This is a genomic window from Bordetella saccharivorans (assembly GCF_045862855.1).
GTDB classification, from domain to species: Bacteria; Pseudomonadota; Gammaproteobacteria; order Burkholderiales; family Burkholderiaceae_B; genus Bordetella_A; species Bordetella_A petrii_F.
In genome coordinates this window covers 2527014-2552494 of the sequence record NZ_BAAFZO010000001.1, presented here as the reverse complement: position 1 = coordinate 2552494, position 25481 = coordinate 2527014, and the positions used below count along the sequence as shown (strand labels likewise).

Here is a 25481-nt window from a genome sequence, read left to right as displayed (position 1 = left end):
CATGCCACGCCCCGCCGCCTACGCCGCTCCGCCCCCCGCCACGCCGCTCTGGGAGGGCTATGGCTACGGCCTGCTGGGTGTACTGGTGTTCTCCCTGACCCTGCCCATGACCCGGGTGGCGGTGGCCGAGCTGCCGCCCCTGCTGATCGGCCTGGGCCGGGCGCTGCTGGCGGCCGTGCCGGCGGCGCTGCTGCTGTGGGCAACCCGCAGCCGCCTGCCCGCGCGCGGCGAATGGACCGGCGTGCTGCTGGCGGCGCTGGGCATCGTGGTCGGCTGGCCGCTGGCCTCGACGCTGGCCATGGCGAGCGTGCCGGCCGCCCACGGTGCGGTGTTCAACGGGCTGTTGCCGCTGTCGACGGCGCTGTTCGCCGCCTGGCGCAGCGGCGAGCGCCCCTCCCCGGCATTCTGGGCCTGGGCGGTGGCGGGCGCGATCCTGGTCATGGCCTTTGCGCTGCGCCAGGGGCATGGCACCCTGCAGACTGGCGACCTCTGGCTGCTGCTGGCGGTATTGCTGGGCGGCATGGGTTATGCCGAGGGGGCGCGGGCCTCGCGCACACTGGGCGGCTGGCGCACCATCTGCTGGGCGCTGGTCGTCAGCGCGCCGGTCGTGGCGGTGCCGGTGGCATGGCTGGGCACGGATACCGCCTGGCCCAGCGCCGCGACCATCGCCGCCTTCGCCTATCTGGCCTTCGGCTCGATGTTCCTGGGGTTCTTCGCCTGGTATCGCGGGCTGGCCGTGGGCGGCATCGCGCGGGTCGGCCAGGTGCAGCTGCTGCAGCCGTTCCTCACGGTGGCGGCGGCGGCGCTGCTGTTCCACGAGGCCGTCGAGCCGGCGACCTTCCTGTTCGCGCTGGCCGTCATCGTCGTCATTGCCGGCGGCCGCCACGCCATCGTCCGGAGCGCATCATGAACCATCCCGCCGACGGACAGATGTGGGTGCTGCTGGGGCCGCTGGCGCTGTTCGCGCTGGTCAGCTCCATTACCCCCGGGCCCAACAACATCATGCTGGCCTCGTCGGGGCTGACCTTCGGCTTCCGGCGCACGATTCCGCACATGCTGGGCGTGAACCTGGGCTTCACCCTGATGCTGGTGCTGGTGGGGGTGGGGCTGGGCGCCGCCTTCGAGCAGTTTCCGTGGCTCTATACGGTGCTGAAGTACGCCGGGGCGCTCTACCTGCTGTACCTGGCCTGGAAGATCGCCCTGGCCGGGCCGCTGGAAAGCGGCGCACAGCGCGGCCAGCCCTTCACGTTCCTGCAGGCGGCGCTGTTCCAGTGGGTGAACCCCAAGGCCTGGGTCATGGCGGTGGGCGTCATCGCCACCTATACGCCGCAGGCCGGCTTCTACTTCAACCTGATGCTGGCGGCGGTGGTGTGCTGCCTGGTCAACCTGCCCAGCATCGGCATCTGGGCCGCCTTCGGCGCGGCGCTGCAACATGTGCTGCACCGCCCCATGGCGATCCGGCTGTTCAACATCGGCATGGCGCTGCTGCTGGTGGCTTCGCTGTACCCGGTGGCGCAGGAGCTGGCCGCGCTGGTCTAGGACTGCGGAACCCGCCCCGCCCGGCGCGGTCATACCGTTCATGTCCCTGCTGCCCCGTTTTTCCCTGCGCCGCCTGCTGGGCGTCGGCCTGGTGGCCGCCGCCAGCGCGGTCGGCTGCACCCAGCTCGACGCCTGGCAGCGGCAGGCGATCTTCTCCCCCGAGGCCGACCAGCAACGCTGGTGGCGCGAACCGCCCGCCGGCACCGAAATCTTCGACCTGGCCCTGCCCGACGGCGACAAGGTCCACGCCTGGTACTGGCAGCACCCGCGCGCCGACGCCCCGGCGGTGCTATACCTGCACGGCGCGCGCTGGAACCTGAACGGCAGCGCGTTCCGCATGGAAGGCTGGACCCGCATGGGCTATTCCGTGCTGGCCATCGATTATCGCGGCTTCGGCGAATCCACCCCGCTGCTGCCTTCCGAAGAGACCGCTTTCGAAGACGCGGCCGCCGCCCTGCGCGAGCTGGCGCGCCGCCAGCCCGACGCGGCACGGCGCTTCGTGTACGGCCACAGCCTGGGCGGCGCCATCGCCATCGACCTGGCGGCGCGGCCCGACATGCCGGCCTTCGCCGGGTTGATCGTCGAATCCAGCTTCACCAGCGTGGCCGCCATGCTGGGCACCCTGAAATGGGGCAAACTACCTGGCGCCAGCTTGCTGGTCACGCAGCCGTTCGCCTCGGTCGAGAAAATCGCGACCCTGACCACGCCGATGCTGTTCCTGCACGGCACCGCCGACCGCGTGGTGCCCCACACCATGAGCGACGAACTGTTCGCCGCCGCGCTCAAAGCGCCGCCCGGCCTGAAGCGGCTGGTAAAAATCGACGGGGCATCGCACTCCGGAGCCATCCGCAGCGGCGCGGCCTACGAGACGGCCGTGCGCGGCTTCATCCGGGACGCCAGCCGCGCTTACGTGCCGGCCGCCGGCGGCAGCATCGCGGCCGCCGGCCCTCTCTGAACGTCCCGCGCTAGGCCGGCCGCGCCACGCGCACGCCGTTCAGGCGCATCCAGTCGCCCAGCTCGGGGCGGGCCAGCACGTCGAATTCAGCCATCCGCTGGCCGGCCAGTGCGTCCGTCGCGCCCGGCAAGGCCGGGTGGCAGATCAGCAGGTCGCCATCGCGCGCGTTGTGCAGCCAATGCTGCAACAGCCGCGCATAGCGCCGCGCGCCGCCCTGCTGGCCGTAGACGCCGAGCAGGCGTCGATTGGTGCGCCAGCCGTCGCGGCTGGCCACCCGGGCGACCGCCCCGGCGCCCAATGCGCCGACCAGCCGCGCCCTGGCGGACTCGCGCAGGGGAATCCCCTCCTGCATGCCGGGCGCCGTGTGGCGCAGCCACGGCGGGCGCTCGCCGTAGCGCCGTCGCAACATGTCCAGCAGCCGCGGCAATACGCCGGGCAATTGATGCACGTGCTGGTGCCCATCGACATAATCCGGCGCCCGGCCCAGCACGTGCTCGAAGGCGTCGAATTGGCGCTCCAGCTGGTCGTCCAGCCAGGCGCCATCCAGGCGGCCGGCGTAGGCGCGCGCGATAAGCGTGGGCAGGGGCATCACGGCAGCCTGCACCGGCGCGTCGAAGGCCTCGGTCAGGTTCAGGTGCACGCCCAGGTCCAGATCCAGGTCGCGCAGGCCCGGCCCATTGGCCGCGAAGCTGGGCCCCTGCGCCAGGCAACTGGCGGCGCTGAGCCGGCCGAGCCGGGCCAGCCGCAGCATGCCGGCATCGATGCCGGTGTTCATGCCGAAATCGTCGCCGCACATGACGATGCGCTTCCACCAGCAGCCCCCGCCCTGCTCCGCGTCTGCGCCCGGTCCGCCCTGCCCGTCCCGCCCGAACAAATGCGCGGCGCAGCGGGCATTGCCGGCCGGCAGCGAGCGGGCATGGCCCGCCTGGCCGCGCAAGGTTGGCTGGCCGCAGCCAGCGGATCGGTCACGGGTCGTCATCGGCTTGCCTTCGCACAGTGCATCGGACCAGACCATAATCGCCGCAGGTTTCTACATGATTGCAGCGCGCCGATTCACGCCCGGCGGCCGCAGCGGGCGGCCTGGGGCCTGGGTACGCTCCTGCGCCGGGACGTCCCGCATCGATACAATGGCGGCATCGTCAAGGAGTCCCGATGATCCCGCGCCACCGTGTCCGGCCGATGCGGCCGGACGATGTCGAACCGGTGCTGCGCATCCAGTCCAGCGTCTATCCCGCGGCGCTGCTGGAAGGCGCCACCCTGTTCCAGAACCGCCTGCAGATTTCCCCCGGCACCTGCCTGGTCGCCGAAAGCGGGGCCGGCCTGCTGGGCTACCTGATTGCGTATCCCTGGCGGGCTGACCGCCCGCCGGCGCTCGACACCTCGCTGGACACGCTGCCGGAAGACGCCGACAGCTGGTTCGTGCACGACTGCGCCGTGCTGCCGGCCGCCCAGGGGCTGGGCGTCGCGCAGGCGCTGCTGCATGGCGGACTGGCCGTCGCGCGCACCCGCGGCTTGCAGCACACCAGCCTGGTGGCCTTGCGCTCGGCGGTCGGCTACTGGGAGCGCCTGGGCTACCGCGCGGTGGCCGCCGATGCCGCGCTGCGCGGCAAACTGGCACAGTACGGCCAGGGCGCCCGCTACATGGTGCGCGCCCTGGCGGCGCCCACCTGAGGCGCAGGCGCGGCGTCCGAAATGACGAAGGGCCGGCAACATGCGTTGCCGGCCCTTCCGGGTTTTGGTGGGTGGTACAAGGTTCGAACTTGTGACCCCTGCCGTGTGAAGGCGAGATTCTAGAGTTCCGAGAAATCTGAAAAAGTGCATTTTCCTAGGGAGAAACGGTCTTTCTTGTTCGTCAGGGCACCCGGAAATTCCAGAAGATTTTGAGTACTTTTTGAGTACTCGGTATAGTCTGGGCCATGGCAACCAAGATCGATTCCGTCATCCAGAATGTTCAGTTCGGCGGAGGTGGCTCGCCGTCCTCTGGGTACTCGAAACCCTCTGACGCGGTTGCCGGCAGCCCGGCTCAGCCTGCTGCCCAACCGGCCAGGGAGTCACCCGTGGTCAATATCACCATCGGCGACGGGTTGTACTCCGGTAAGGCCGCCCGGGACTTGATCGCCGCTATCAACGAAGAGGTAGGCGACGGGGCGCGGCTGCGGGTAACGTGATCGTCAGGTCCGGAAGGGCAGGATCTTCTGGATCAGCCTTTCCGCCTCTCCCGGCCCCAGGGCATCCGAGACGTAAAAGGTGATCTTCTCTGACTCGCCAGTCTTGGGGTTGGGGACTTCGAATTGCTTCAGGGTGTAGCCGTGATTCGCCGGTCCTAGCATCACCATCCCGGGCACAATGGGCTCTTTCGGGGTGACAGACTGGCCGTCATTGGGGCCACCGATAAACCTGATGGGTTCTTTTTCCATGCTATTTCTCGACTTGCCGGCGGGCCGGCCGCCCGCCGGTAATGCGATACGGCTTAGGCGTACTTTATAAGCTTCCAAGTTACAGCTTTGCCGTCATACGGCGGCATCCGGTTGCCTCTTGCTATGGGCGCCGTGGTGTTGTATCCAACAGGTTGCCATACTCCGCTTTCGGGGCACGTTTCGCCCGTCTTAGCGGTGCTTCCGAGGGGAATTGCCATGGTTTGTCTCCATCTGGGCCAGCCCACGACGTGGGCTTCATGAAACCCAGTGGAAGCACCATATTGTCACAGTTGGAATCAGTCAAGCATAAATAGATTCATCCTAGCAACAATCACATTTAGGTACTGGCTTATCCCACACTCTGCTTTTTGAGTACTTTTTGAGCACAAAAAGAAAAAGGGCCTAGCCAGTTCGGCTAAGCCCTTGTTTTCCTTGGATATTCTGGTGGGTGGTACAAGGTTCGAACTTGTGACCCCTGCCGTGTGAAGGCAGTGCTCTACCACTGAGCTAACCACCCAAAGAGGCGAAATTCTAGCATGCAAAACCCGGCCCGCGCAAACGGGCCGTGGCCAGGCGGGCTCAGGCCGCCTGCGCGGGCGCGTCCACGGTGCGCCAGACGCAGGTGCCGCCCACCGCCTTGTCGAGGCTGGCGAGGTATTCCTCGTGCTCGGCCAGTTCCTCGGCCGAGGCGGAGACGACCTGCAGTACCGAAGCGTCGAACGACCCCAGGGCGATGCCGGCGCCGCCCTGCTGGCCGGCGTCGTCGACTTCGATCAGCAGGGCGTCCTGGCCGCGCGTCATGGCGAGCCAGACTTCGGCCAGCAGTTGCGAGTCGAGCAAGGCGCCGTGCAGGGTCCGGTGCGCGTTGGAAATACCGTGGCGGTCGCACAGGGCATCCAGCGAGTTGCGCTTGCCCGGGTACAGCGTGCGGGCGTGCAGCAGCGAATCGGTGATCTGGGCGCAGTGCTCGGTGATTTCGCCATGCCCGATACGGGCCAGCTCGGCATTGAAGAACTTGACGTCGAAGCTGGCGTTGTGGGCGATGAGCTCGGCGCCGCGGATGAACTCGAGGAATTGCGCGGCGACCTCGGCGAAGCGCGGCTTGTCGGACAGGAACTCGGTGGTCAGCCCGTGCACCGCCAGCGCTTCGGGGTCGCTGTCGCGGTCGGGATTCAGGTAAATGTGCAGGTTGTTGCCGGTGACGGTGCGGTTGACGATCTCGACGCAGCCGATTTCGACGATGCGGTGGCCCTGCGCGGGGTCCAGTCCGGTGGTTTCGGTATCGAAGATGATTTGGCGCATGGCGGAGCTATTCTGAAGCGGGTGGCGTGATACCGGGCGCGGCATGCCCTGGCGCGGCGCGGCCCGACGATTGGCGCGTCTTCGCGACCAGGGTGTAGGCCACCGGCACCACGAACAAAGTCAATAGTGTACCCAGCATCAGGCCGCCCACCAGGACCCAGCCGATCTGCTGGCGCGATTCAGCGCCGGCGCCCTGCGAGACCGCCAGCGGCAGCGTGCCCAGCACCATGGCGCCGGTGGTCATGAGGATGGGGCGCAGCCGCAGCACGCTGGCCTCGACCACCGCGTCGATCATCTCGCGGCCCTGGTCGCGCAGTTGGTTGGCGAATTCGACGATCAGGATGCCGTGTTTGGTGATCAGCCCCACCAGGGTGATCAGGCCGATCTGGCTGTAGATGGACAGCGTGCCGCCGCTGAGCCAAAGGGCCAGCAGCGCGCCAGTCATGGACAGCGGCACCGACAGCATGATGATGAACGGGTGGCGCCAGCTTTCGAACTGGGCCGCCATCACCAGGTAGATGAAGGCCAGCGCCATGCCGAACGCCAGGTAGATGCTGCCGGAGGAGTCGCGGAACTCGCGCGCCTGGCCGTCCAGGTCGGTGACCACCGTATGCGGCAGCACCTCGCGCGCGACATCCTGCATGTGCGCCAGGACTTCGCCCAGCGCGTAGCCCGGCGCCACGGCCGCTTCGACCTTGACGGCGCGCAGGCGGTTGAAATGGTTGAGCGACTGCGGCGAGACGCTTTCATGCACCGACAGCAGGTTGTCGAGCTGGACCATGCTGCCGTCGCGCGTGCGCACGTAGATGCCCGAGATATCGGCCGGGTTGGCGCGGTCGCGCGGCAGCACCTGCACGATGACGTCGTATTGCTCGCCCTGGTCCTTGAAGCGGGTGACCTGGCGCCCGCCCAGCATGGATTCCAGCGTGCGCCCCACCACGTCGACGCCCGCCCCCACGTCGGCCATCTTGTCGCGGTCCACCTGCACGCGCAGCTCCGGCGTGTTCAGGCGCAGGTCGGTGTCGAGGTTCTGCAGCCCGGGATAGCCGCGCAACGCGTCCAGGTAGACATCGACCATGCGCGCCAGTTCCGGGTACGACGCCTGGCTCATGATCACGAATTCCACCGGCTTGGAACGGGCCGACTGCCCGAGGGACGGCGGATTGGTGGGAAAAGCCCTGACACCCGGCAGCGCCGCGAATTTCGGCTGCAGCTCGCGCGCGATCTCTTGCTGGCGACGCTCGCGCTGCTCCCAGGGCTTCAGGCGCAGGATGGCCGTGGCGTCGCTGACGGTGGGATAGCCGACCGACACCTGGTAGGCCTCTGCCTCGGGAATGCCCTGGTAGTAGTGCTCGATGTCGAGCATGCTTTCCAGCGTGTAGTTCAGGGTGGCGCCCTCGGGCGCGCTGACCGTGCCGAAGATCACGCCGCGGTCCTCGATGGGCGCCAGCTCGCTCTTGACCACCGAGAACAGCACGCCGCTGGCCGCCGCCACCAGCAAGCCCAGGCCCAGCACCAGCGCGCGATGGCGCAGCGCCGCCGCCAGCCAGCGCCGGTAGCCGCGCGCCAGGCCGTCGAGCCAGCCTTCCACCAGGTTGTACCAACGGCTGTGGCGCGGTTCGTGGCGCAGCAGCACCGAACACATCATGGGCGTGAGGGTGAGCGCCACGAAGCCGGACACCAGTACCGCGCCGGCCAGCGTCAGCGCGAACTCGATGAACAGGCGGCCAGTGCGCCCCGTGGCGAAGGCCAGCGGCGCATACACCGTGACCAGCGTCAGGGTCATGGCCACCACCGCGAAGCCGATTTCCCTGGCCCCCTGGAAAGCCGCCTGGCGGCGCGGCATGCCCTCTTCGATGTGCCGGAAGATGTTCTCGAGCACCACGATGGCGTCGTCCACCACCAGCCCGATGGCCAGCACCATGGCCAGCAGGGTCAGCGTATTGACCGAGAACCCGAACAGGTACATGAGCCCGCAGGCGCCGACCAGCGACACCGGGATGGTGACGATGGGAATGATGCTGGCCCGCAGGTTGCGCAGGAAGAAGAAAATGACCAGCACCACCAGCACGATGGCCTCGCCGATGGTGTGGAACACCGACTCGATCGAGCGCTCGATGAACACCGACGAGTCGTAGGCGATGTTCAGTTTCATGCCGGCCGGCAGCGTCTCGTTGAGTTGCGCGACTTCGGCGCGCACGGCCTTGGACAGGTCGAGCGGGTTGGCGGTGGATTGCCGCGTCAGGCCGATATTGATGGCCGGTCGGCCGTTGAAGCGCGACAGGATGCGGTCGTCCGCGGCGCCGATCTCGACCCGGGCAACGTCGCCCAGCCGCACCGGGTAGCCCTTGACGTTGGCCACGATGATGGCGGCGAACTGCGGCGGCGTCTGCAGGTCGGTGGAGGACACCACCGAGAACTCGCGGTCGCGCGACTCGATGCGGCCGGCGGGGATCTCGACGTTTTGGCTGGCCAGCGCCGTTTCGACGTCCTGCACCGTCAGGCTGTACGCCGCGAGCTTGTCGCGGTCGACGTAGATGCGCATGGACGGCAGCCGCTCGCCGTAGACGCGCACCTCGGCCGCGCCGGGCAGCACCGACAGCCGCGTCTTGATGTAGCGGTGGATGTAGTCGGAAGTCTGGATGGCCGACAGCGAGCCGGACTCGACCGCGATGTAGATGATGGGCAGCGCATCGGCCTCGACCTTGCCGATGATGGGCTCGTCGATTTCGTCCGGCAGGTAGCGGCGCGCGCGCGAGACCTTGTCGCGCACCTCGGCGGCGGCCGCGTCCGGATCGCGCGACAGGTCGAACTTGATGTTGATCTGGCTGCGCTCGGTGCGGCTGCGCGAGGTCATGACGTTCACGCCCTCGATCCCGGCGAGCTGGTCTTCGAGCGGCTTGGTGACCTGCGACTCGATGACCTCGGGCGACGCCCCCTTGTAGGTAGTGTTGACCGAGACAATGGGCTCGTCGATGTTGGGGTACTCGCGCACCGTCAGGCGGGAATACGAAATCAGCCCGATCAGCACGATGAGCAGCGACAGCACCGATGCGAACACCGGCCGCCGGATGCAGACCTCGGACAGGATCATGACCGCCGCGCCTGCGCCTGTGCGGCATCGGGGTCGGCCACTACCTCGACCGGCGCGCCGTCGGTCAGGCGCTGGAAGCCGGCCACCACGACCTGGTCGCCCGCGGCCACGCCGGTGAGGATCTCGACCTTGCCGTCGCGCCGCTCGCCCAGCGTGACCTCGGCGCGGTGCGCGCGGCCGTCGCGCACGTTGAATACGTACTGCGATTGGCCCGATGGCGCCAGCGCCGCCTCGGGCACGGCCAGCACCTGGTCGGTGCCGAACAACAGTTGCACCCGCGCGAACATGCCGGGGCGCAGCCTGGCATCGGGGTTGGCCACGGTGGCGCGCAGCAGCACCGAGCGGCCGCCCGCGTCGACCAGCGGGCTCACGGCGTAGACCCGGCCTTCGCGCACTTCGCCGGGCATGGCGTCCAGGCGCACGGTCAGCGCCTGACCGACCTGGACCCGGCTGAAGTACATCTCGGGCACGCGGAAATCCACTTTCAGTGGGTCGATGGCCTCCAGCGGGGCCAGGTCCTGCCCCTGGTCGACGTAGTCGCCCACCGACATGTTGCGCAGGCCGGCGATGCCGGCGAACGGCGCGCGGATGGTCATCTTGTCCAGGCGCGCCTGGGCCAGTGCGGCGGCGGCCTGCTGCACCTTGAGGTTGCTGGCGGCCTCGTCGCGCGCCTGCTGGCTGACGAAGCCGCGCCCTTGCAGGTCCACGGCCCGCCGGTAATGGCTTTGCGCCAGCGCCAGGTTGGCCCGGGCCTGGGCCAGTTCAGCACGGGGCACGGAGTCGTCCAGGCGCACCAGCACCTGGCCGCGCTCGACCGGCTGGCCCTCCTGGAAATCGATGTGCTGGATCCGGCCGGCGACCTCCGGGCGGAGCATGACGGACTCATCGGAACGCAGGCTGCCCACCGCGGAAATGCCGCGGGTGAAGCTGAGCTGCTCGACGCGCGCGGTCTGGACGCGGACCGTCTCGGCCTGCGGCGCGGCAGGCGCGGCCGGCGCGGCGGACGTGGCGCCGCCGCCGCCCAGCCAGCGCGGCGCCCAGAACCCCAAGGCCCCGCCCGCGGCGAGGCCGGCCGCCACGGCGGCCACCAATACAGCTTTTTTCATGCGCGACGATCGCGGTGCGTAAGAGCGCCCGGCTGCCGGCAGCGGCCCCGGGCGCGGTGAAAACGGGGATATTGCATGGCGCATCGGCGCCCGCGTTTACATACTGGCACAAACAGATGTGCCCCGGGTTGTGCAAAGGCGGTTACCAGGGTATTCCCCGATGCCTGGCGGGGGCAATCGGGCGTTCAGGCCTTGCGGGCGCTCTGCACCCCCAGGTTGGCCAGCGCGTCGGCCCGCTCGTTGCCCGGGTCGCCGGCATGGCCGCGCACCCAGCGCCAGGCCACCTGGTGCCGCGCGACCTGCTCGTCCAGGGCCTGCCACAACTCGGCATTCTTGACCGGCTTCTTGTCGGCGGTGAGCCAGCCGCGCCGCTTCCAGTTGGCCAGCCACTCGGTCATGCCCTTCATGACGTACTGCGAATCGGTGTGGATCAGCACCCGGCAGGGGCGCTTCAGGGCGCGCAGGCCCTCGATGACGGCCAACAACTCCATGCGGTTGTTGGTGGTGCCGGCCTCGCCGCCGTGCAGCGTCTTCTCGTGCGCGCCGGCGCGCATCAGCACGCCCCATCCGCCCGGCCCCGGATTGCCCTTGCAGGCCCCGTCGGTCCACATCTCGACCTGCTGGCCGTCTTCCGTATTGTTTGTCTGCATTGTTCCGAATATGAAGCGGGCGGGCCGCGGCGGACGGCCGCCCAGTCAGATGTCGCCCGGGTCGGCGTGGCGGTTGACCGCCACCGATGCCGCCCGGGCGCGCTTGCGGCGCGATTTCTTCCAGGCCGGGCCGATCAGCCGCATGCCGGCCACGCGCTTGACCGCCGACACCACGTAGACCGCCCCGCCCAGCGCCCACCAGCGCTGCCCGTAGGTTTCCATGAAATGCCAGCGCCGCAGCCACTTTTCAGTGCGGCAGGCCGGCGAATAGCAGCCGAAGCGGCCCGGCCCGACGTCGAACGAGAGCAGCTTCAGCCAGTCTTTCAGGCGCGGCAAGGATACCTGAGCCGAGGGCGGATGCGGCAGCCAGGGCTCCATGCCGGGCATGCGATTGCGCGCGCCCCAGAGGCTCCAGGGATTGAAGCCCGAGATGACCAGCCGGCCCTCGGGCACCAGCACCCGCTCGGCTTCGCGCAGCACGTCGTGCGGCGCATCGGTGCACTCGAAGACATGCGGCAGCACCAGCAGGTCGATGCTCTGCGACTCGAACGGCAGCGCGTCGGGGCGGGCGGCCACGCAGGCCTGCCACGACGCGGCCTGGCCGGGGCCGGGCATGGGCACGCCCACCCAGCCCTTGAACGGCATCCGGTTGGCGCGCAGCAGGTCGATCTCGGCCAGGCCGACCTGCCAGGCGTAATATCCGAAGACATCCGCCACCATGGCGTCGAACTGCGCACGCTCCCAGGCCAGGACGTATTCGCCCGGCGGTGTCTGGAACCATTCGGCCAGTTCTACAATCGGCGGAGTTTCTTCGGTCACGTCGACGTTCCTGAAATTATGCAAGCCATGCCAGCCTACCCCGGCGACGGCGCCGTCCTGCCGCTGCCCGCTTTTTCAGACAACTATATATGGGCCATCGTGCGCGGCGACCAGGCCGCCGTGGTGGACCCGGGGGAAGCCGGCCCGGTGCTCGACTTCCTGGCGCGGCGCGGCCTGCAACTGCGCGCCATTCTACTCACCCATCATCATGGCGACCACGTCGGCGGGGTGCTGGAACTGCTGCGCCAGGGGCCGGCCACGGTGTACGGCCCGGCCCGCGAGCAATTGCCGCACTGCGACGTGCGGCTGGCCGAAGGCGACCGGGTGGCCCTGCCCGAACTCGACCTGGACCTGGCGGTGCTGGACGTGCCGGGCCATACTGCCGGCCACATCGCCTATCACGGCCGGGCGGCCGGGCAGGCGCCGCTGCTGTTCTGCGGCGACACGCTGTTCGCCGGCGGCTGTGGCCGGCTGTTCGAGGGCACTCCTGAACAGATGCATGCATCGCTGGAAAAGTTCGCCGCTTTACCGGCCGATACACAGGTTTGCTGCGCACACGAGTACACTCTAGCGAACTTGCGTTGGGCCACCGCTGTCGAACCGGCCAACCGCACCCTTCAGCAGTGGTATCAGCGGGCCCGGCAACTGCGCGAGCAAGGCCGTCCCACGCTGCCATCCACGCTGGGGCTGGAGCGGGACACCAATCCGTTCCTGCGTACCCGGCAAGCCGCCGTGGCCGAGGCCGCCGCAAGCCAGTCCGGAGGCGCCCTGGCCACGCCCGTGGCCGTGTTTGCAGCCTTGCGCGAATGGAAAAACAATTTCAAGTGACGACGACCCGCCGATGACCCTGTTCCGACTCCTGCTACCGCTTTTTCTCGCCATACTCGCCGGCTGCGCCGGCACCCCGCGTCAATCCCAGGTACAGGCCGCCGGCACCGCCAAACAGCCCTACGTCGCCAAAGACACTTCCCGCACCGTCGACCTGACCAGCCCGCCGGCCGACGCCTGGGACCGCATCCGTCGCGGCTTCGCCATCCCCAACCTGAACACCGACCTGGCCCAGGAATGGACCGACTACTATGCGGCGCACCCGGAATCGGTGCAGCGCATGGCCGAGCGTGCCGGCAAGTACCTGTATTTCATCGTCGACGAAATCAACCGCCGCGGCCTGCCCACCGAGCTGGCCCTGCTGCCCTTTGTCGAGAGCGCCTACAACCCCACCGCGCTGTCGCGCTCGCAGGCCTCCGGCCTGTGGCAGTTCGTGCCTTCCACCGGCACCTATTTCAACCTGAAGCAGGACTGGTGGCGCGACGAGCGGCGCGATCCCATCGCCTCGACCTACGCGGCGCTCGACTACCTGGGAAAGCTGTTCGAGATGCAGGGCGACTGGTACCTGGCGCTGGCCTCCTACAACTGGGGCGAAGGCTCGGTGCAGCGGGCCATGGCCAAGAACGAGGCGGCCGGCCGGCCATCGGACTACCTCTCGCTGGACATGCCGGAGGAAACCCGCAATTACGTCCCGAAGCTGCAGGCCATCAAGAACATCATCGCCAATCCGCGCAAATACGCCGTGGTGCTGCCGCCGGTCGAGAACACGCCCTATTTCGCCATGATCCGCAAGGACCGCGACATCGACCTGGAAGTCGCGGCCAGGCTGGCCGAAATGCCGCTCGAGGAATTCAAGGCGCTCAACCCGTCCTTCAACCGTCCGCTGATCCGCGGCGAGCACCAGCCCACGCTGTTGCTGCCCACCGACCGGGTGGCCACCTTCAACGCCAACCTGCAGGCCTACAAGGGCGACCTGAGCTCCTGGAAGGTCTACAAGCCCCGGCGCGGCGAGTCGTACGCGGCCATCGCCAAGCGCTTCGGCGTATCCGAGGCCGAGCTGCGCCAGGCCAACGACGTGCCGCGGCGCCGCAAGGTCGCCACCGGCAGCACCCTGCTGGTGCCGGGCGGCGCCGAGGGCGGCGGGGTGCAACTGGCTTCGCTGGAAACGCCGCCCGGCGCGCTCGAGGCGGCGCCGGTCACGCGCAACGGCCGCCGCCCCAACGTGCGCACCCACAAGGTGCGCTCGGGCGATACGCTGTTCGCGCTGGCGCGGCGCTACGGCACCACGGTCGGCGCGCTGCGCGCGCTCAACAACCTGAAGGGCAACAACCTGAAGGTAGGCTCGCAACTGCGCATTCCCGGCACCGGCGCGCGCGGCTGACCGGCCTGGCGCCGCCCCGGAAGGCGGCGCGCGGCGGTTCCGCTCTAAAATAGCCGCCTTCCGCACGGAATTTAAGGACACGACACATGGGCTTTCTCGCCGGCAAGCGCATCCTGGTCACCGGGGTGCTTTCCAACCGTTCCATCGCCTACGGCATCGCGCAAGCCTGCCACCAGCAAGGCGCCGAACTGGCATTCACCTACGTCGGCGAACGCTTCAAGGACCGCGTCGGCGAATTCGCCGCCGAGTTCGGCAGCGACATCGTCCTGCCCTGTGACGTCGCCGAAGACAACCAGATCGAGGCGGCTTTCGCCGAACTGGGCAAGCGCTGGGACGGCCTGGACGGCCTGGTGCACTCCATCGGCTTCGCGCCGCGCGAAGCCATTGCCGGCAACTTCCTCGACGGCCTGTCGCGCGAGAGTTTCCGCATCGCGCACGACATCTCGGCCTACAGCTTCCCGGCCATGGCCAAGGCGGCGCTGCCCCTGATGGAAGGCCGCAAGGCATCCGTGCTGACCCTGACCTACCTGGGCGCCGAACGCGTGGTGCCCAACTACAACACCATGGGCCTGGCCAAGGCCTCGCTGGAAGCCAGCGTGCGCTACCTGGCCACGGCGCTCGGCCCGCGCGGCATTCGCGCCAACGGTATTTCGGCGGGTCCCATCAAGACCCTGGCCGCCAGCGGCATCAAGGATTTCTCCGTCATCCTGAAGTTCGTCGAGGCCCATGCGCCGCTGCGCCGCAACGTCACCATCGAGGAAGTCGGCAACGTGGCCGCGTTCCTGCTGTCCGACCTGGCCGCCGGCGTCACGGGCGAAATCACCCATGTCGACGCCGGGTTCTCGACCGTGACCCCCGGCATGGAAGAATAAGCGGCGCCCCGGCGGGGGCGCCCCGCGCTACGCCGGCCGCACCACCAGGGTCGACACCTGCACGTCGACCGCGGTCATCAGCTTGTGCACCGGGCATTTCTCGGCAATTGCGTGCAGTTCGTCTATCTGCGCATCGCTGAGCGCGCCGTGCAGGGTCAGCTTGGCGGTCAGGCGATAAATGCCCTTGCGTTCCTCGCCGGCATCGCGCACCACGTCCACATCCACGGATTCCAGCGGGATCTCCTTGCGCTGGGCGTACAGCATCACCGTCATCGCCTTGCAGCCGCCCAGCGCGGTATCGAAATAATCGTGCGGGTCCGGCCCGCCGCCCTGCGGCTGTGGCATGTCCAGCGGCAGCGCGTGGCCTTCGGCGGTGGCGGTGAATTGCAGGGTACGGGGTGCATTCTGGCGCACGCGGATGGTCATGGGCAGTCTCCAGCTGGTACGGCCCGGCGGGCCGTCGACGTCTTTTGTAGCATCTCCGGCCATGAATTGCTTGCTGACGGCAAACTGAACTCCCGGCCACGATTGTGGTCTGATTGAGTTCCGCATTCTCGACAGGAGCCTCCCATGAGCGCCCGCCAGCTACTCGACCAACTTCTGCAATCCGGCCAGGGCTTGGCCCGCGATGCCTCCGCGCGCGTGCAATCGACCACCTCCGGCGGCAACGGCTCGTCGTTCCTGGCGGGGCTGGGCGGCGGCGCCCTGGGCGCGGGCGCGCTGGGGCTGCTGATGGGCAACAAGAAAGCCCGCAAGATCGGCGGCAAGGTTGCCATGTACGGCGGCATGGCCGCGCTGGGCGCGCTGGCCTACCGCGCCTACGGCGACTGGCAGCGCAAGCAGGCCGAGGCGCCCGCCGCCGCGCCGCAGACCCTCGACCGCCTGCCCCCGGCCCAGGCCGAGCAACACAGCAGCGCCGTGCTGACCGCCATGATCGGCGCGGCCAAGGCCGACGGCCACATCGGCCCCGAAGAGCGCCAGTTGCTCGAAACCGAGCTGGGCAAGCTGTCGGGCGACGCCGCCGAGCGCCGCTGGCTGGAAGCCGAACTGGCACGCCCGCTCGACCCGGCGGCCGTCGCCAAGGCGGCCCAGACGCCCGAGATGGCCGCCGAGATGTACCTGGCCAGCCTGCTCATGGTCGACGAAGAAAGCTACATGGAGCGCGCCTACCTGGACGAACTGGCGCGCCAGTTGCAGCTGGCGCCGGATCTCAAGGCGCAGCTGGAAGCCCAGGTCAAGACGCCGGCCTGACGCCGCGCGGCCGTGGCGACCGCCGCCGGCCCGCTCAGCACAATCCAGGTGCCAGGCTCCGCAGGTGCCTGACACCAAGCATGCAACCGGCCTGAAGCATTCCGCCCCCTGGCGGAAGCCGGACGCCGGCCCGCTCAGCTATCCAGGCCGATATCCAGGACCCGCGCGCTGTGCGTCAGCCAGCCCACCGCGATCAGGTCGACACCCGTGGCTGCTACCCCCGGAGCCGATTCCGGGGTAATGCGGCCCGAGGCCTCGGTGACGGCGCGGCCATCCACGCGGCGCACGGCCTCGCGCAGCGTGGGCAGGTCCATGTTGTCCAGCAGCACCACATCCACGCCGATCTCCAGCGCCTCGTCGAGCTGGGCCAGCGTGTCCACCTCCAGCTCGATTTTCACCATATGCCCCACGGCGGCCCGCGCGCGCTGCACCGCCTGGCGCACGCCGCCGGCCACGGCCACGTGGTTGTCCTTGATCAGAACGGCGTCATCCAGCCCGTAGCGATGATTGCTGCCGCCGCCCACCCGCACGGCATATTTCTGGATGGCACGCAGGCCCGGCAGGGTCTTGCGCGTACATGTCACCTTGGCGCCGTGCGGCCGGATGGCGTCGGCGATCGACGCCGTGCCGGTGGCCACTCCGCTCAAATGGCACAGGAAATTCAAGGCAGTGCGCTCGGCCGTCAGCATGCCGCGCGCCGGGCCGCTGATGACGGCGATTTCCGAACCGGGCCGCAAGCGCGCGCCGTCGGCCAGCAGCGGCTGGAAGTCGATGCCGGCGTCCATCAGGCGGAAGGCCAGCCGGGCCAGGTCCAGGCCGGCCAGCACCCCCTCCTGGCGCGCCACCAGGCGCGTGCGGGCCTGCGCATCGGCCGGCACGATGGCGTCGGTGGTGATGTCGCCGGCGCGGCCCAGGTCCTCCTGCAGGGCGACGCGCACCAGCGGCTCGAGCATGACGGCCGGCAGGGGCGCGACCGGAGCGATATCGACGGGCTTGTTCATGATTATGCTCAGATTGAGTATTGTAGAAATCAAAAAAAGGCGGCGGACCGCAACCTTATGCTATGACTGAGCATAAATCGTGTCAAGGCGGAGGCCATTCCCCGCGCCCGCCGACTGTACGCGGGTGCCTGACACCCAAGGGTGTCAGACACCGATATCCGGCGGCCAGCCCGCGCACTTGTCTCGTGCCCCGTAGCTGCCAGACTCGTGGCGGCAGGCGGGACGCCCTTCGCCCTGGCGCCTACTTCGGCTGCCGCGCCAGGGGCAGCTTGCTGCCCGCGATGGCGCGCTCCAGCAGCACGTCGCGGCGGAAGCGGAACAGCTTGGCGGGCCGGCCGGTCGTGCCGCTGGCCATGTCGCCGGTTTCCTCGACCAGCGCCTGCTGCTCGATCAGGCGGCGAAAATTCTGCTTGTGCAGCCCCCGGCCGGCCAGCGCCTCGACGGTCAACTGCAATTGCAGCAACGTGAACTCCGGCGGCATGAGCTCGAACACCACCGGACGGTACTTGATCTTGGCGCGCAGCCGGGCAATGCCGGTGGCCAGGATGCGGCGGTGATCGTGCCGCATCGCCTGCCCCGGCAGCGGCGGCGCGGCGGCGGCCTGGCCGCGGGCAGCCTCGGGCACCAGCCCCGCCTCGAACAGCAGCTCATAGCGCTGCAGGACCATGTCCTCGTTCCAGGCAGCCCCTTCCAGCCCGAACGTCAAGGCCGCGCGCTGGCGCCGCTGCGCCTGCGCCGTCCGGTCGGCGCCGGCGCGCGCCCAGGCCCGCAAGCGGGGCGCGATGAATTCGCCGACCAGCGCGGGGACGCCGTCGCGATGGTCTTCCCAGGGGAAATAGCGATACCAGTCCTGCCAGCCCACTTGCGCCACGCCGGTGGCGCCCGCCTCGCGGGTCAGTCCCAGGTAGCTGACCGAGATGGTGCGCCGCCCCGCGCCGTCATCGGAACGGTCGCGGTCGGCGAAGGTGTAGAGCTGCTCGACATAACCCAGCGGATGGTGCGTCTGGGTCTCGACCCAGTCGCGCAGGCCGGCCTGGAGCGAGCGGTGCGCCAGTTCGAACGGCCCCGCCGGCAACGCGCTCGCGTCTTCGGTCGTCAGCACGCGCGGCTGGCCTTGCGTGACGGCCACGAGCACGGCGACGAGTTCAGCGGAAACAGAGCGTTCGATGGGATCGGTCAAGGGCGGGCGCGGCGCAATAGGGCGAAGCCTGGATTATAAGAGCCGGCGATGCGCAACAGCCGCTTGCAAACGACACATGCGGAAAGCGACGCCAGCGCCCCGCCGGCCTAACATGAAGCCATGATGCGGACAGCGGCATGCGGCCGCACAGTCCGTAAACGGAGGCCATCATGAACAAGACTGCCCGCCAGGCCGTTCCTTCTGAACACGCGGATGACCGCTGGCCCAAGCAACCCGCCAACGCCACCAAGGGCACCGACACCATGCCCATGCCGGACGAGGCCCCCGACGTGGCGGGCCGCCCGCGGCGCGGCCGCGCGGTCGCCGAGCCCGGCGACCCGGGCGTCATCACGCCCGAGGACGACGTGCTGGATACGTCGCATCTGCATCGCCGCAACCGCTGAAGTCGCGCGGGTGACTGTGCACGAAAGCAACGCCAGATTGCATGATTACACCCACGTCACGCGAACGGCAGATGTCCCGCGACTGCGTGGGGTCCACCCTGCGCCTGGCTCTTCCGGTCATTGCCTGGACCGGCTAGCATGGCAGCCTTTGCCATGTTGGAGCTCTTGCCTTGTCACTGGAAATCCGCCCCGCCCGACCCGCCGACGCGGCCCAGATCTTCAGCTTCATCAACGAGCTGGCCGAGTACGAGCGCGCCGCGCATGAAGTCATCGCCAGCGTCGAGGACGTCGAGCGCACGCTGTTCGCGCCCGGCGCGCCGGCCCGCGCCGTGCTGTGCCTGCGCGATGACGCGCCCATCGGCTTCGCCGTGTATTTCTACAGCTACTCCACCTGGCTGGGGCGCAACGGCATCTACCTGGAAGACCTGTACGTCACCCCGTCCCACCGCGGCACCGGCGCCGGGCGCCTGCTGCTGCGCCACCTGGCCCGCGAAGCCGTGGCCAACCAGTGCGGCCGCCTGGAATGGAGCGTGCTGGACTGGAACCAGCCGGCGATCGACTTCTACCGTTCGATCGGCGCCCAGCCGATGGACGAATGGGTCAGGTACCGCTTGGCGGGCGAGGCGCTGCACGGGTTCGCGGCCGGCGCCGCCTGACGCGGCGCCTACCCGCGGCGCGCCGCTGCCCCGCGAGCGGCCATCAGGCGGTCGAGCGCGTTGCCGAAGGCGCGCCGATCGGCCTGGCTAAGCGCGGCCGGGCCGCCGGTATCGACGCCGGCATTGCGCAAGTCCTCCATCATGTCCCGCAGGGCCAGGCGCTCGCGTATGGTGTCGGCCGTGTGGCGCTCGCCGCGCGGGTCCAGCACCAGCGCATGCTTGTCCAGCACCTGGGCGGCCAGGGGAATATCCCCGGTAATGACCAGGTCGCCGGCCTGCACATGGTTGACGATATAGGCGTCCGCCACGTCGAAGCCGCGCGGCACCTGCACGGCGCGGATCAGGGTCGACGGCGGCGTGCGCAGCATCTGGTTCGCCACCAGGGTCAGCGGATGCTGCCATCGGTGCGCCGCCCGGTAGAGAATCTCCTTGATGACCGCGGGACATGCGTCAGCGTCGACCCAGATATGCACGACGCTACCCTTTCAGCGCGGCCGCCAGCAAGGTATTGACCAGCTCATTGACGCCGACGCCATCGGCCTCGGCCTTGGCGCGCAAGGCGTCGATCAGAGGCTGGCGCAATTTGACCGGAAACGCCACCAGGCCGGCCGCCTGGTCCAGCCGGCGCTGCTCGCGGCGGTCCGGCACGGGTGCGCTGCCGGCATAGCGGGCGGGCGGCGCGGCCGCGTGGAGCTTGCCCATCAATTTGAGGGCCTTGGATTTTTCGAGATCGGTCTTTTTCATGGGGTCCGGATAGCGTCGCAGGCCCGCGGCGAATGCGCGGGTCAGTGCTTGTACCACGTCCGGCCCGGCGCGCGTGCCCGGCCACCGCGCAACAGCCGGCTGCCCGCGCCGGCCCAGGCGCGCCGGACGCTGCGTCGCGGGCGGCAAAAGGGGCGCCTGCGGCGGCTACGCCAGGTGGCGCTTGAACCAGTCCAGCGTGCGGCTCCAGGCCAGCTCGGCCGCGGCCTTGTCGTAGCGCGGCGTCGAGTCGTTGTGGAAGCCGTGGTTGGTGCCGGGGTAGATGTAGGCCTCGTAGGTCTTGCCGTTGGCCTTCAGGGCCGCCTCGTAGTCGGGCCAGCCCTTGTTGACGTTGGCGTCGTTCTCCGCATAGTGCAGCAGCAGCGGCGCCTGGATCTTGGGCACGTCCTGGGCGCTGGCCTGGCGGCCATAGAACGGCACCGCGGCGGCCAGTTCCGGGTAGGCCACCGCCGCCGCGTTGGCCACGCCCCCGCCGTAGCAGAAGCCCGTGATGCCGACCTTGCCGGTCGCGCCTTCGTAGGCCGCCATGAATTCGACGGCGGCGAAGAAGTCGTTCATCAGCTTTTCGGGGTCGACCTGCTTCTGCAGTTCGCGGCCCTTGTCGTCATTGCCCGGGTAGCCGCCCTTGGACGTCAGGCCGTCGGGAGCCAGCGCGATATAGCCGGCCTTGGCCACGCGGCGCGCCACGTCCTCGATGTACGGATTGAGCCCGCGGTTCTCGTGCACCACCACGACGGCGGGCAGCTTGCCCGCCCCCTTGGCGGGCTTGACCAGGTACCCGCGCACCTGGCCATGGCCGCGCGGCGACGGGTACATGATGTATTCGGCGACGATGTCGGGATCGGTGAACGAAACCTGCTGGGCCAGGGCGTAGTCGGGCATCAGCGCGGCCAACAGGCCGGCCGCCGTGAGCCCGCCGACGGCGAACTTGGCGGAGCGGGCCAGGAACTCGCGCTTGGTGATCTTCCCGTGCACGTAGAAGTCGTACAGCTCGAGCAGTTCCGGAGCGAAGTCTTTGGCAGTCATGCGCGACATGGCGTTCTCCTTGCGGTACTTCCACGGCTGAAGACGGCAACCCGCCGTCGCCTGATTGCACTACAACACGTCCGCCGCCGACAAGGCCGGCGTGCCGGCGATACGCTGCGTGATGGCCCGGCAGGCCTCCAGCAGCGGCGCCACATAGGCGGCCTCGGGGTCGTCTTTCTGGCGAAAACGCAGGGTGCTGACGCTGATGGCGGCCACCGGCACGCCGCCTTCGCCGAACAACGGCGCGCCGAAGCAATAGATGCCGGCTTCGTTTTCCTCGTCGTCCACGGCCCAGCCGCGCGCGCGCACCTGCTCGAGCTGCCGGCCCAGCGCGGCGAGGTCCTTCACCGTGTTGGGAGTATGGCACGGAAACGGTTGCGGCAGTGTGTCCAGCACGGCCTGGCGGGCCGCGTCGTCCAGCATGGCCAAGTAGGCCTTGCCTACCGCGGTCGAGTGCATGGACACGCTGGTGCCGATGCGGGAGGCCATTTGCACCGCGCTGGGGCTTTCCAGCTTCTCGATGTAGACCATATGGGGGCCGTTGGGCACGGCCAGGTGCACGGTTTCGCCGGTGACGTCGCGCAGGTGCTTGAGATCCTCGACGGCGGCCAGCCGCAGTTCGGAACGACCCCAGCTGCGGCTGGCGAGCTGGATCAGCCGCGGGCCCAGGGTAAGCCTGCCGGTGCGCGGATGCTCGGCCAGCAGGCGCTCGGCCAGCAGCGCCGCCACGGTGCGGTACACCGTGGGCCGGGGATAGCCGCTGAGCTTGCTGAGCTCGGCCACCGTCATGGGCTCGGGCGTGTCCGCGACCAGCTGCATCAAGTGCATGAACTTGGAGAATGCGGCGGTGCCCGCCACCTGCGCGGCGGGCGGTCGGGAAACGGGCTGGGATCCTGGCATGGCTGGACGCGTGGAATGACGGAAACGGCGGGCGCCGCGCGGCGCCTGGCGCCATTATCCCCGCAAATGCGCGGCGCCGTACATGGCCCGGCGCCGCCCGGGCCGCTCAGGCGACCAGGTAGCCGCCATCGACCGGCAGGATTACGCCCGTCATGAACGCCGCGGCCGGCGCGCACAGGAACGCCACCGCCTCCGCCACGTCCTGCGGCCGCCCCCAGCGCCCCAGCGGCGTGCGCGCCAGGATGGGGCCGGCACGCTGCGGGTCGTCCTGCAGCGCCTGCGTCAGCGGGGTGGCGATCCAGCCGGGCGCCACGGCGTTGACGCGGATGCCATCGGCCGCATAGGCCAGCGCCAGCGACTTGGTCAGCTGCGCCACCCCGCCCTTGCTGGCGGCGTAGGCAGGCACCAGCGAGCCACCGAAGAAACTGAGCATCGAGGCCGTGTTGACGATGCAGCCGCCGCGGCCGGCCAGCCGTTCGCGCGCGGCGCTGCACACCCGCATGGTGCCGGTAAGGTTGATCGCCAGCACCTGCTCGAAGATGGCGGGATCGTGCTCGGCGCCGCGCCGGATGATGCCGGCGCAATTGACCACGATGTCCAGCGCGTCCAGCCCCCGCATCAGCGCTTGCACATCGTCGGCATGGCTGACGTCGCCGATGCGCACCTCGATCCCGGAGTCGAGCTCGGCGGCATCCGACGCCAGCCCGGCGGCGATGGTGCGCGCACCCAGCGCCGCCAGGCGGTTGGCGATGGCCGCGCCGATGCCCTGCGTCGCGCCGGTGACCAGCGCGGTCTTGCCGGCAAACAGATCTGCTTGGTAGGTCATCGCGCTCGCTCAGAAAGTGCCGGGATAGGCGCCGCCATCGGCCAGCACATTCTGGCCGGTGACATAGGCCGCGTGGACGCTGCACAGGAAGGCGCAGATGGCGCCGAACTCCTCGGCATTGCCGAACCGGCCGGCGGGAATCCCGGCCTGGCGGGCGGCCCGCACGGCCGCGATGTCCTGGCCCGACTTGCTGGCCGCGGATGCCATCCCGGAGCGCAGGCGGTCGGTATCGAACGCGCCGGGCAACAAGTTGTTGATGGTGACGCCGCGCGCCGCGATGCCGCTGCGCGCCACGCCCGCCACGAAGCCGGTCAGCCCGCTGCGCGCGCCGTTCGACAGGCCCAGCACGTCGATCGGCGCTTTGACCGCGCTGGAGGTGATGTTGACGATGCGGCCGAAGCCGCGCTCGGCCATGCCGTCGACGGTGGCCTTGATCAGCGCGATCGGCGCCAGCATGTTGGCCTCGATGGCGCGCAGCCAGTGCTCCTGGTCCCAGTCGCGGAAGTCGCCCGGCGGCGGCCCGCCGGCGTTGGTGACCACGATGTCGTAGTCGCGCTGCGCCGCGAATACCGCGTCGCGCCCCTGCGGCGTGGTGATATCGGCGGCGACTGCTTTCACGAAACTGTCGCCGCGCGGGCGCGCCTGCAGCAACCGCTGTTCGGCGGCAGCCAGGTCCTCCGCCCCGCGCGCGACGATCACGACATTCACGCCCTCGCGCACCAGGGCCAGGGCGCAGCCATAGCCCAGCCCCTTGCTCGCGCCGCCCACCAGGGCCGTGCGGCCCGCGATACCCAGATCCATCTCTGCTCCCTTTGACGCGGCCGGCCTACTGGCGCATGCCGAATTTCTCGATCAGGCTCTTGAACGTGGCGTTGTCGCGCTCCATCAGCGCGGTAAAGGCCTGCTGGTCCGCCACCACATAGCCAAGATTCTGTTCTGCCATGAACTTCTTCAGGCTGTCCTCGGCGGCCGCCTTGCGGAACGCCGCGCCCAGCGTGTCCAGCACCGGCTGGGGCGTGCCCTTGGGCGCGGCAATGCCGCGCCAGGTGCCGATGGACAGATCGATATTGCGTTCCTTCAATGTCGGCACGTTCTCGAAACCGGCCACCCGCTGGTCGGCCATCACGGCCAGGGTCTTGAGCTTGCCGGCCTTGACGTACTGGATCACTTCCGCCGGGCTCACGGCCACCGCGTCGATGTGGCCGCCCAGCAGGGCCAGTACCGCCGGATTGCCGCCATTGAAGGGAATATGGTTGAACTTGGCGCCGGTCTTGTCTTCCAGCGCGGCCGCCGCCAGGTGCCAGATCGAGCCGATGCCGGCGTTGCCCACCTGCATTGTCTCCGGCTTGGCGCGCGCCGCGTCGAGGAATTCCTCGATGGTGTTGTAGGGCGAGTCGGCCGCCACGGTGATGGCCGACGGGTCGGCATTGAGCTGGATGATGGGCGTGAATTTCCCGTAGGTCGTCTTGGTCAGGCCCAGGTGCGGGATGATGACCATGTCGGCCGTCACCAGCGCCAGCTTGTAGCCGTCGGGCTTGCTATTGGCCACCTCGGTCAGGCCGATGCCGCCCGCCGCGCCGGGCTTGTTCAGCACCACGATCGGCTCCGGCAAGTGCGCGCGCGACGCGTCGGACATGGCGCGCGCCATCGCGTCGGTGCCGCCTCCGGCGGCAAACGGCACGACCAGCTCGATCGAATGGCTGGGAAAATCCGCCGCCTGCGCCGCGGGAACGGCGGCCAGCACGGCAGCCCCGCCAAGCAGGACGGGCAGCAAGCAGCGATTGAACGCACGACGGTTCATGATGTCTCCGATTCGGGTTTTATTGCTTTATGGGATCGGCGCGGGGAACCCCGTCACCGGATGAATTGCCGCACATAGTCTTCGCCCAGGCCCACTTCGACGAAATGCCGGCGGCACATGTCGATCTTGGTGAAGACGTCCTCGTAGCCCATGCCCTTGCCCCAGGGATCCGTGTAATACATGATCCCGTTGACCTGGAAATACGTGATCATTTCCTCGACATCGGGCGGCACGTACAGCGTGTGCGTCTCGCCGGGCGGCTCGAACACATAGCTGCCCTCGGTGGCTTCCCAATCGTGTTCCAGGTAGCGCCAGCGCCCCTTCAGCACGAAGCCATGCACGGCCTGCGGATGCCGGTGGCGGCTCAGCACGCCGGACTTGCGCACTCGCAGCAGATTCATCCAGTAGCCCTGGCTGGCGTTCAGGCATAGCGGCCGGAACCACACGTTCTCGGCCTGCGGCACCCAGAGGCGCTCGTCGGTGGGGATGGCGTTGGGCACCACCAGTTCCGGCAACGCCTCGGGCGGGTTGGGATGCTGGTACGGCATCATGGGGGCGGCATCGGGCTGGTCGACGGGCATACTTGAGATTGTCTATATTGTGGACGATATGTCTATTACATGGACCAGTATAGCCAGCAGCGCTGGCTGCCAACGTCCGGGCTAACCCCTGGTTGCAATAAGACGGATTTGCTGTCATTTTCCTGAACTG

The 25481-nt window shown here is 68.7% G+C and carries 29 protein-coding genes and 1 tRNA gene; 11 read left to right on the top strand and 19 right to left on the bottom strand.

Features of this window, described 5'->3' with window-relative positions; translation table 11 throughout:
- Nucleotide 1: 1 nt before the first annotated feature.
- Genes ACKTT0_RS12205 through ACKTT0_RS12195 form a run of 3 tightly spaced genes read left to right on the top strand, consistent with a single transcriptional unit; the run spans nucleotide 2 to nucleotide 2494 of the window.
- Nucleotides 2–910, top strand: a complete 909-nt coding sequence (locus ACKTT0_RS12205; protein WP_407850160.1) for a DMT family transporter — start codon at nucleotides 2–4, stop codon at nucleotides 908–910.
- Nucleotides 907–1539 carry a LysE family translocator gene (locus tag ACKTT0_RS12200; RefSeq protein WP_407850159.1) on the top strand — a complete coding sequence of 211 codons (633 nt, stop codon included), beginning with the start codon at nucleotides 907–909 and terminating at the stop codon, nucleotides 1537–1539. The genes ACKTT0_RS12205 and ACKTT0_RS12200 overlap by 4 nt, the downstream gene beginning before the upstream one ends.
- A 40-nt stretch (nucleotides 1540–1579) precedes the next feature.
- Nucleotides 1580–2494, top strand: coding sequence for an alpha/beta hydrolase (locus ACKTT0_RS12195; RefSeq protein ID WP_407850158.1), 915 nt, complete (start codon nucleotides 1580–1582; stop codon nucleotides 2492–2494).
- Between the two features lie 10 nt (nucleotides 2495–2504).
- Here ACKTT0_RS12195 and ACKTT0_RS12190 read toward each other — a convergent pair whose 3' ends face one another.
- Complete coding sequence (locus ACKTT0_RS12190) at nucleotides 2505–3473, bottom strand: ChbG/HpnK family deacetylase (protein ID WP_407850157.1); 969 nt, start codon at nucleotides 3471–3473, stop codon at nucleotides 2505–2507.
- A 173-nt stretch (nucleotides 3474–3646) separates the two neighbouring features.
- Here ACKTT0_RS12190 and ACKTT0_RS12185 point away from each other — a divergent pair, with 173 nt between their 5' ends.
- Nucleotides 3647–4165, top strand: coding sequence for a GNAT family N-acetyltransferase (locus ACKTT0_RS12185; protein WP_407850156.1), 519 nt, complete (start codon nucleotides 3647–3649; stop codon nucleotides 4163–4165).
- A 245-nt stretch (nucleotides 4166–4410) separates the two neighbouring features.
- Nucleotides 4411–4662 (top strand): hypothetical protein, encoded by a 252-nt coding sequence (locus tag ACKTT0_RS12180; RefSeq protein ID WP_407850155.1) that lies wholly within the window; start codon nucleotides 4411–4413, stop codon nucleotides 4660–4662.
- A 3-nt stretch (nucleotides 4663–4665) separates the two neighbouring features.
- Here ACKTT0_RS12180 and ACKTT0_RS12175 read toward each other — a convergent pair whose 3' ends face one another.
- The 7 genes from ACKTT0_RS12175 to ACKTT0_RS12145 form a co-directional block, all read right to left on the bottom strand.
- On the bottom strand, nucleotides 4666–4911 hold the full coding sequence (locus ACKTT0_RS12175; protein WP_407850154.1) for a hypothetical protein: 246 nt from the start codon (nucleotides 4909–4911) through the stop codon (nucleotides 4666–4668).
- Between the two features lie 442 nt (nucleotides 4912–5353).
- Nucleotides 5354–5428, bottom strand: a tRNA-Val gene (locus ACKTT0_RS12170).
- A gap of 62 nt (nucleotides 5429–5490) precedes the next feature.
- Nucleotides 5491–6213 carry a DNA polymerase III subunit epsilon gene (dnaQ, locus tag ACKTT0_RS12165; protein ID WP_407850153.1) on the bottom strand — a complete coding sequence of 241 codons (723 nt, stop codon included), beginning with the start codon at nucleotides 6211–6213 and terminating at the stop codon, nucleotides 5491–5493.
- Between the two features lie 7 nt (nucleotides 6214–6220).
- Nucleotides 6221–9307, bottom strand: coding sequence for an efflux RND transporter permease subunit (locus ACKTT0_RS12160; protein ID WP_407850152.1), 3087 nt, complete (start codon nucleotides 9305–9307; stop codon nucleotides 6221–6223).
- Nucleotides 9304–10413 carry an efflux RND transporter periplasmic adaptor subunit gene (locus ACKTT0_RS12155; RefSeq protein ID WP_407850151.1) on the bottom strand — a complete coding sequence of 370 codons (1110 nt, stop codon included), beginning with the start codon at nucleotides 10411–10413 and terminating at the stop codon, nucleotides 9304–9306. The genes ACKTT0_RS12160 and ACKTT0_RS12155 overlap by 4 nt, the downstream gene beginning before the upstream one ends.
- A 185-nt stretch (nucleotides 10414–10598) precedes the next feature.
- The gene (gene rnhA / locus ACKTT0_RS12150) at nucleotides 10599–11063 is read right to left on the bottom strand and encodes a ribonuclease HI (protein WP_407850150.1); all 465 of its coding nucleotides are present in this window, start codon (nucleotides 11061–11063) and stop codon (nucleotides 10599–10601) included.
- A gap of 45 nt (nucleotides 11064–11108) precedes the next feature.
- Nucleotides 11109–11882, bottom strand: coding sequence for a methyltransferase domain-containing protein (locus ACKTT0_RS12145; RefSeq protein ID WP_407850149.1), 774 nt, complete (start codon nucleotides 11880–11882; stop codon nucleotides 11109–11111).
- Between the two features lie 18 nt (nucleotides 11883–11900).
- Here ACKTT0_RS12145 and gloB point away from each other — a divergent pair, with 18 nt between their 5' ends.
- The 3 genes from gloB (at nucleotide 11901) to fabI (ending at nucleotide 14963) form a co-directional block, all read left to right on the top strand.
- Nucleotides 11901–12710, top strand: coding sequence for a hydroxyacylglutathione hydrolase (gloB, locus tag ACKTT0_RS12140; protein WP_407850148.1), 810 nt, complete (start codon nucleotides 11901–11903; stop codon nucleotides 12708–12710).
- Between the two features lie 13 nt (nucleotides 12711–12723).
- The gene (locus tag ACKTT0_RS12135) at nucleotides 12724–14091 is read left to right on the top strand and encodes a transglycosylase SLT domain-containing protein (RefSeq protein ID WP_407850147.1); all 1368 of its coding nucleotides are present in this window, start codon (nucleotides 12724–12726) and stop codon (nucleotides 14089–14091) included.
- A gap of 86 nt (nucleotides 14092–14177) precedes the next feature.
- Nucleotides 14178–14963 (top strand): enoyl-ACP reductase FabI, encoded by a 786-nt coding sequence (gene fabI, locus ACKTT0_RS12130; RefSeq protein WP_407850146.1) that lies wholly within the window; start codon nucleotides 14178–14180, stop codon nucleotides 14961–14963.
- A 27-nt stretch (nucleotides 14964–14990) separates the two neighbouring features.
- Here the strand turns inward: fabI and ACKTT0_RS12125 are convergent, their stop codons facing one another.
- Nucleotides 14991–15389 (bottom strand): OsmC family protein, encoded by a 399-nt coding sequence (locus tag ACKTT0_RS12125; RefSeq protein ID WP_407850145.1) that lies wholly within the window; start codon nucleotides 15387–15389, stop codon nucleotides 14991–14993.
- A gap of 144 nt (nucleotides 15390–15533) precedes the next feature.
- Between ACKTT0_RS12125 and ACKTT0_RS12120 the strand changes: the two genes are divergently transcribed.
- Nucleotides 15534–16214 (top strand): tellurite resistance TerB family protein, encoded by a 681-nt coding sequence (locus ACKTT0_RS12120; RefSeq protein ID WP_407850144.1) that lies wholly within the window; start codon nucleotides 15534–15536, stop codon nucleotides 16212–16214.
- A gap of 134 nt (nucleotides 16215–16348) precedes the next feature.
- On the opposite strand, the gene nadC is transcribed toward ACKTT0_RS12120, so the two are convergent.
- Both nadC and ACKTT0_RS12110 read right to left on the bottom strand, forming a co-directional pair.
- Nucleotides 16349–17215, bottom strand: coding sequence for a carboxylating nicotinate-nucleotide diphosphorylase (gene nadC / locus ACKTT0_RS12115; RefSeq protein WP_407850143.1), 867 nt, complete (start codon nucleotides 17213–17215; stop codon nucleotides 16349–16351).
- A 241-nt stretch (nucleotides 17216–17456) separates the two neighbouring features.
- Entirely contained in the window at nucleotides 17457–18395 is a 939-nt protein-coding gene (locus ACKTT0_RS12110) for an NUDIX hydrolase (RefSeq protein WP_407850142.1), read from the bottom strand.
- Between the two features lie 170 nt (nucleotides 18396–18565).
- Here ACKTT0_RS12110 and ACKTT0_RS12105 point away from each other — a divergent pair, with 170 nt between their 5' ends.
- Nucleotides 18566–18799 (top strand): hypothetical protein, encoded by a 234-nt coding sequence (locus ACKTT0_RS12105; protein WP_407850141.1) that lies wholly within the window; start codon nucleotides 18566–18568, stop codon nucleotides 18797–18799.
- 170 nt (nucleotides 18800–18969) lie between these two features.
- Nucleotides 18970–19455, top strand: a complete 486-nt coding sequence (locus ACKTT0_RS12100; RefSeq protein WP_407850140.1) for a GNAT family N-acetyltransferase — start codon at nucleotides 18970–18972, stop codon at nucleotides 19453–19455.
- Nucleotides 19456–19463: 8 nt separating this feature from the next.
- Here the strand turns inward: ACKTT0_RS12100 and ACKTT0_RS12095 are convergent, their stop codons facing one another.
- From ACKTT0_RS12095 to ACKTT0_RS12060, 8 genes are all read right to left on the bottom strand, one after another.
- Complete coding sequence (locus tag ACKTT0_RS12095; RefSeq protein ID WP_407850139.1) at nucleotides 19464–19928, bottom strand: YaiI/YqxD family protein; 465 nt, start codon at nucleotides 19926–19928, stop codon at nucleotides 19464–19466.
- Nucleotides 19929–19932: 4 nt separating this feature from the next.
- Nucleotides 19933–20199, bottom strand: coding sequence for a hypothetical protein (locus tag ACKTT0_RS12090; RefSeq protein ID WP_407850138.1), 267 nt, complete (start codon nucleotides 20197–20199; stop codon nucleotides 19933–19935).
- Between the two features lie 165 nt (nucleotides 20200–20364).
- The gene (gene yghX / locus ACKTT0_RS12085) at nucleotides 20365–21252 is read right to left on the bottom strand and encodes a YghX family hydrolase (protein WP_407850137.1); all 888 of its coding nucleotides are present in this window, start codon (nucleotides 21250–21252) and stop codon (nucleotides 20365–20367) included.
- Nucleotides 21253–21312: 60 nt separating this feature from the next.
- Nucleotides 21313–22143, bottom strand: coding sequence for an IclR family transcriptional regulator (locus ACKTT0_RS12080; RefSeq protein ID WP_407850136.1), 831 nt, complete (start codon nucleotides 22141–22143; stop codon nucleotides 21313–21315).
- Between the two features lie 106 nt (nucleotides 22144–22249).
- Nucleotides 22250–22969 carry an SDR family NAD(P)-dependent oxidoreductase gene (locus ACKTT0_RS12075; RefSeq protein ID WP_407850135.1) on the bottom strand — a complete coding sequence of 240 codons (720 nt, stop codon included), beginning with the start codon at nucleotides 22967–22969 and terminating at the stop codon, nucleotides 22250–22252.
- 9 nt (nucleotides 22970–22978) lie between these two features.
- Nucleotides 22979–23770 (bottom strand): SDR family oxidoreductase, encoded by a 792-nt coding sequence (locus tag ACKTT0_RS12070; protein WP_407850134.1) that lies wholly within the window; start codon nucleotides 23768–23770, stop codon nucleotides 22979–22981.
- A gap of 25 nt (nucleotides 23771–23795) precedes the next feature.
- Entirely contained in the window at nucleotides 23796–24770 is a 975-nt protein-coding gene (locus ACKTT0_RS12065; protein ID WP_407850133.1) for a tripartite tricarboxylate transporter substrate binding protein, read from the bottom strand.
- Between the two features lie 53 nt (nucleotides 24771–24823).
- Nucleotides 24824–25351 carry a 2,4'-dihydroxyacetophenone dioxygenase family protein gene (locus ACKTT0_RS12060; protein ID WP_407850132.1) on the bottom strand — a complete coding sequence of 176 codons (528 nt, stop codon included), beginning with the start codon at nucleotides 25349–25351 and terminating at the stop codon, nucleotides 24824–24826.
- Nucleotides 25352–25481 lie beyond the last annotated feature (130 nt).

Excerpts from the sequence above, each read along its gene's own strand:
- ACKTT0_RS12205 (WP_407850160.1), top strand. The coding sequence starts at position 2 with ATGCCACGCCCCGCCGCCTACGCCGCTCCGCCCCCCGCCACGCCGCTC.
- ACKTT0_RS12200 (WP_407850159.1), top strand. The coding sequence starts at position 907 with ATGAACCATCCCGCCGACGGACAGATGTGGGTGCTGCTGGGGCCGCTG.
- ACKTT0_RS12195 (WP_407850158.1), top strand. The coding sequence starts at position 1,580 with ATGTCCCTGCTGCCCCGTTTTTCCCTGCGCCGCCTGCTGGGCGTCGGC.
- ACKTT0_RS12190 (WP_407850157.1), bottom strand. The coding sequence starts at position 3,473 with ATGACGACCCGTGACCGATCCGCTGGCTGCGGCCAGCCAACCTTGCGC.
- ACKTT0_RS12185 (WP_407850156.1), top strand. The coding sequence starts at position 3,647 with ATGATCCCGCGCCACCGTGTCCGGCCGATGCGGCCGGACGATGTCGAA.
- ACKTT0_RS12180 (WP_407850155.1), top strand. The coding sequence starts at position 4,411 with ATGGCAACCAAGATCGATTCCGTCATCCAGAATGTTCAGTTCGGCGGA.
- ACKTT0_RS12175 (WP_407850154.1), bottom strand. The coding sequence starts at position 4,911 with ATGGAAAAAGAACCCATCAGGTTTATCGGTGGCCCCAATGACGGCCAG.
- dnaQ (WP_407850153.1), bottom strand. The coding sequence starts at position 6,213 with ATGCGCCAAATCATCTTCGATACCGAAACCACCGGACTGGACCCCGCG.
- ACKTT0_RS12160 (WP_407850152.1), bottom strand. The coding sequence starts at position 9,307 with ATGATCCTGTCCGAGGTCTGCATCCGGCGGCCGGTGTTCGCATCGGTG.
- ACKTT0_RS12155 (WP_407850151.1), bottom strand. The coding sequence starts at position 10,413 with ATGAAAAAAGCTGTATTGGTGGCCGCCGTGGCGGCCGGCCTCGCCGCG.
- rnhA (WP_407850150.1), bottom strand. The coding sequence starts at position 11,063 with ATGCAGACAAACAATACGGAAGACGGCCAGCAGGTCGAGATGTGGACC.
- gloB (WP_407850148.1), top strand. The coding sequence starts at position 11,901 with ATGCAAGCCATGCCAGCCTACCCCGGCGACGGCGCCGTCCTGCCGCTG.
- ACKTT0_RS12135 (WP_407850147.1), top strand. The coding sequence starts at position 12,724 with ATGACCCTGTTCCGACTCCTGCTACCGCTTTTTCTCGCCATACTCGCC.
- fabI (WP_407850146.1), top strand. The coding sequence starts at position 14,178 with ATGGGCTTTCTCGCCGGCAAGCGCATCCTGGTCACCGGGGTGCTTTCC.
- ACKTT0_RS12125 (WP_407850145.1), bottom strand. The coding sequence starts at position 15,389 with ATGACCATCCGCGTGCGCCAGAATGCACCCCGTACCCTGCAATTCACC.
- ACKTT0_RS12120 (WP_407850144.1), top strand. The coding sequence starts at position 15,534 with ATGAGCGCCCGCCAGCTACTCGACCAACTTCTGCAATCCGGCCAGGGC.
- nadC (WP_407850143.1), bottom strand. The coding sequence starts at position 17,215 with ATGAACAAGCCCGTCGATATCGCTCCGGTCGCGCCCCTGCCGGCCGTC.
- ACKTT0_RS12105 (WP_407850141.1), top strand. The coding sequence starts at position 18,566 with ATGAACAAGACTGCCCGCCAGGCCGTTCCTTCTGAACACGCGGATGAC.
- ACKTT0_RS12090 (WP_407850138.1), bottom strand. The coding sequence starts at position 20,199 with ATGAAAAAGACCGATCTCGAAAAATCCAAGGCCCTCAAATTGATGGGC.
- yghX (WP_407850137.1), bottom strand. The coding sequence starts at position 21,252 with ATGTCGCGCATGACTGCCAAAGACTTCGCTCCGGAACTGCTCGAGCTG.
- ACKTT0_RS12080 (WP_407850136.1), bottom strand. The coding sequence starts at position 22,143 with ATGCCAGGATCCCAGCCCGTTTCCCGACCGCCCGCCGCGCAGGTGGCG.
- ACKTT0_RS12075 (WP_407850135.1), bottom strand. The coding sequence starts at position 22,969 with ATGACCTACCAAGCAGATCTGTTTGCCGGCAAGACCGCGCTGGTCACC.
- ACKTT0_RS12070 (WP_407850134.1), bottom strand. The coding sequence starts at position 23,770 with ATGGATCTGGGTATCGCGGGCCGCACGGCCCTGGTGGGCGGCGCGAGC.
- ACKTT0_RS12065 (WP_407850133.1), bottom strand. The coding sequence starts at position 24,770 with ATGAACCGTCGTGCGTTCAATCGCTGCTTGCTGCCCGTCCTGCTTGGC.
- ACKTT0_RS12060 (WP_407850132.1), bottom strand. The coding sequence starts at position 25,351 with ATGCCCGTCGACCAGCCCGATGCCGCCCCCATGATGCCGTACCAGCAT.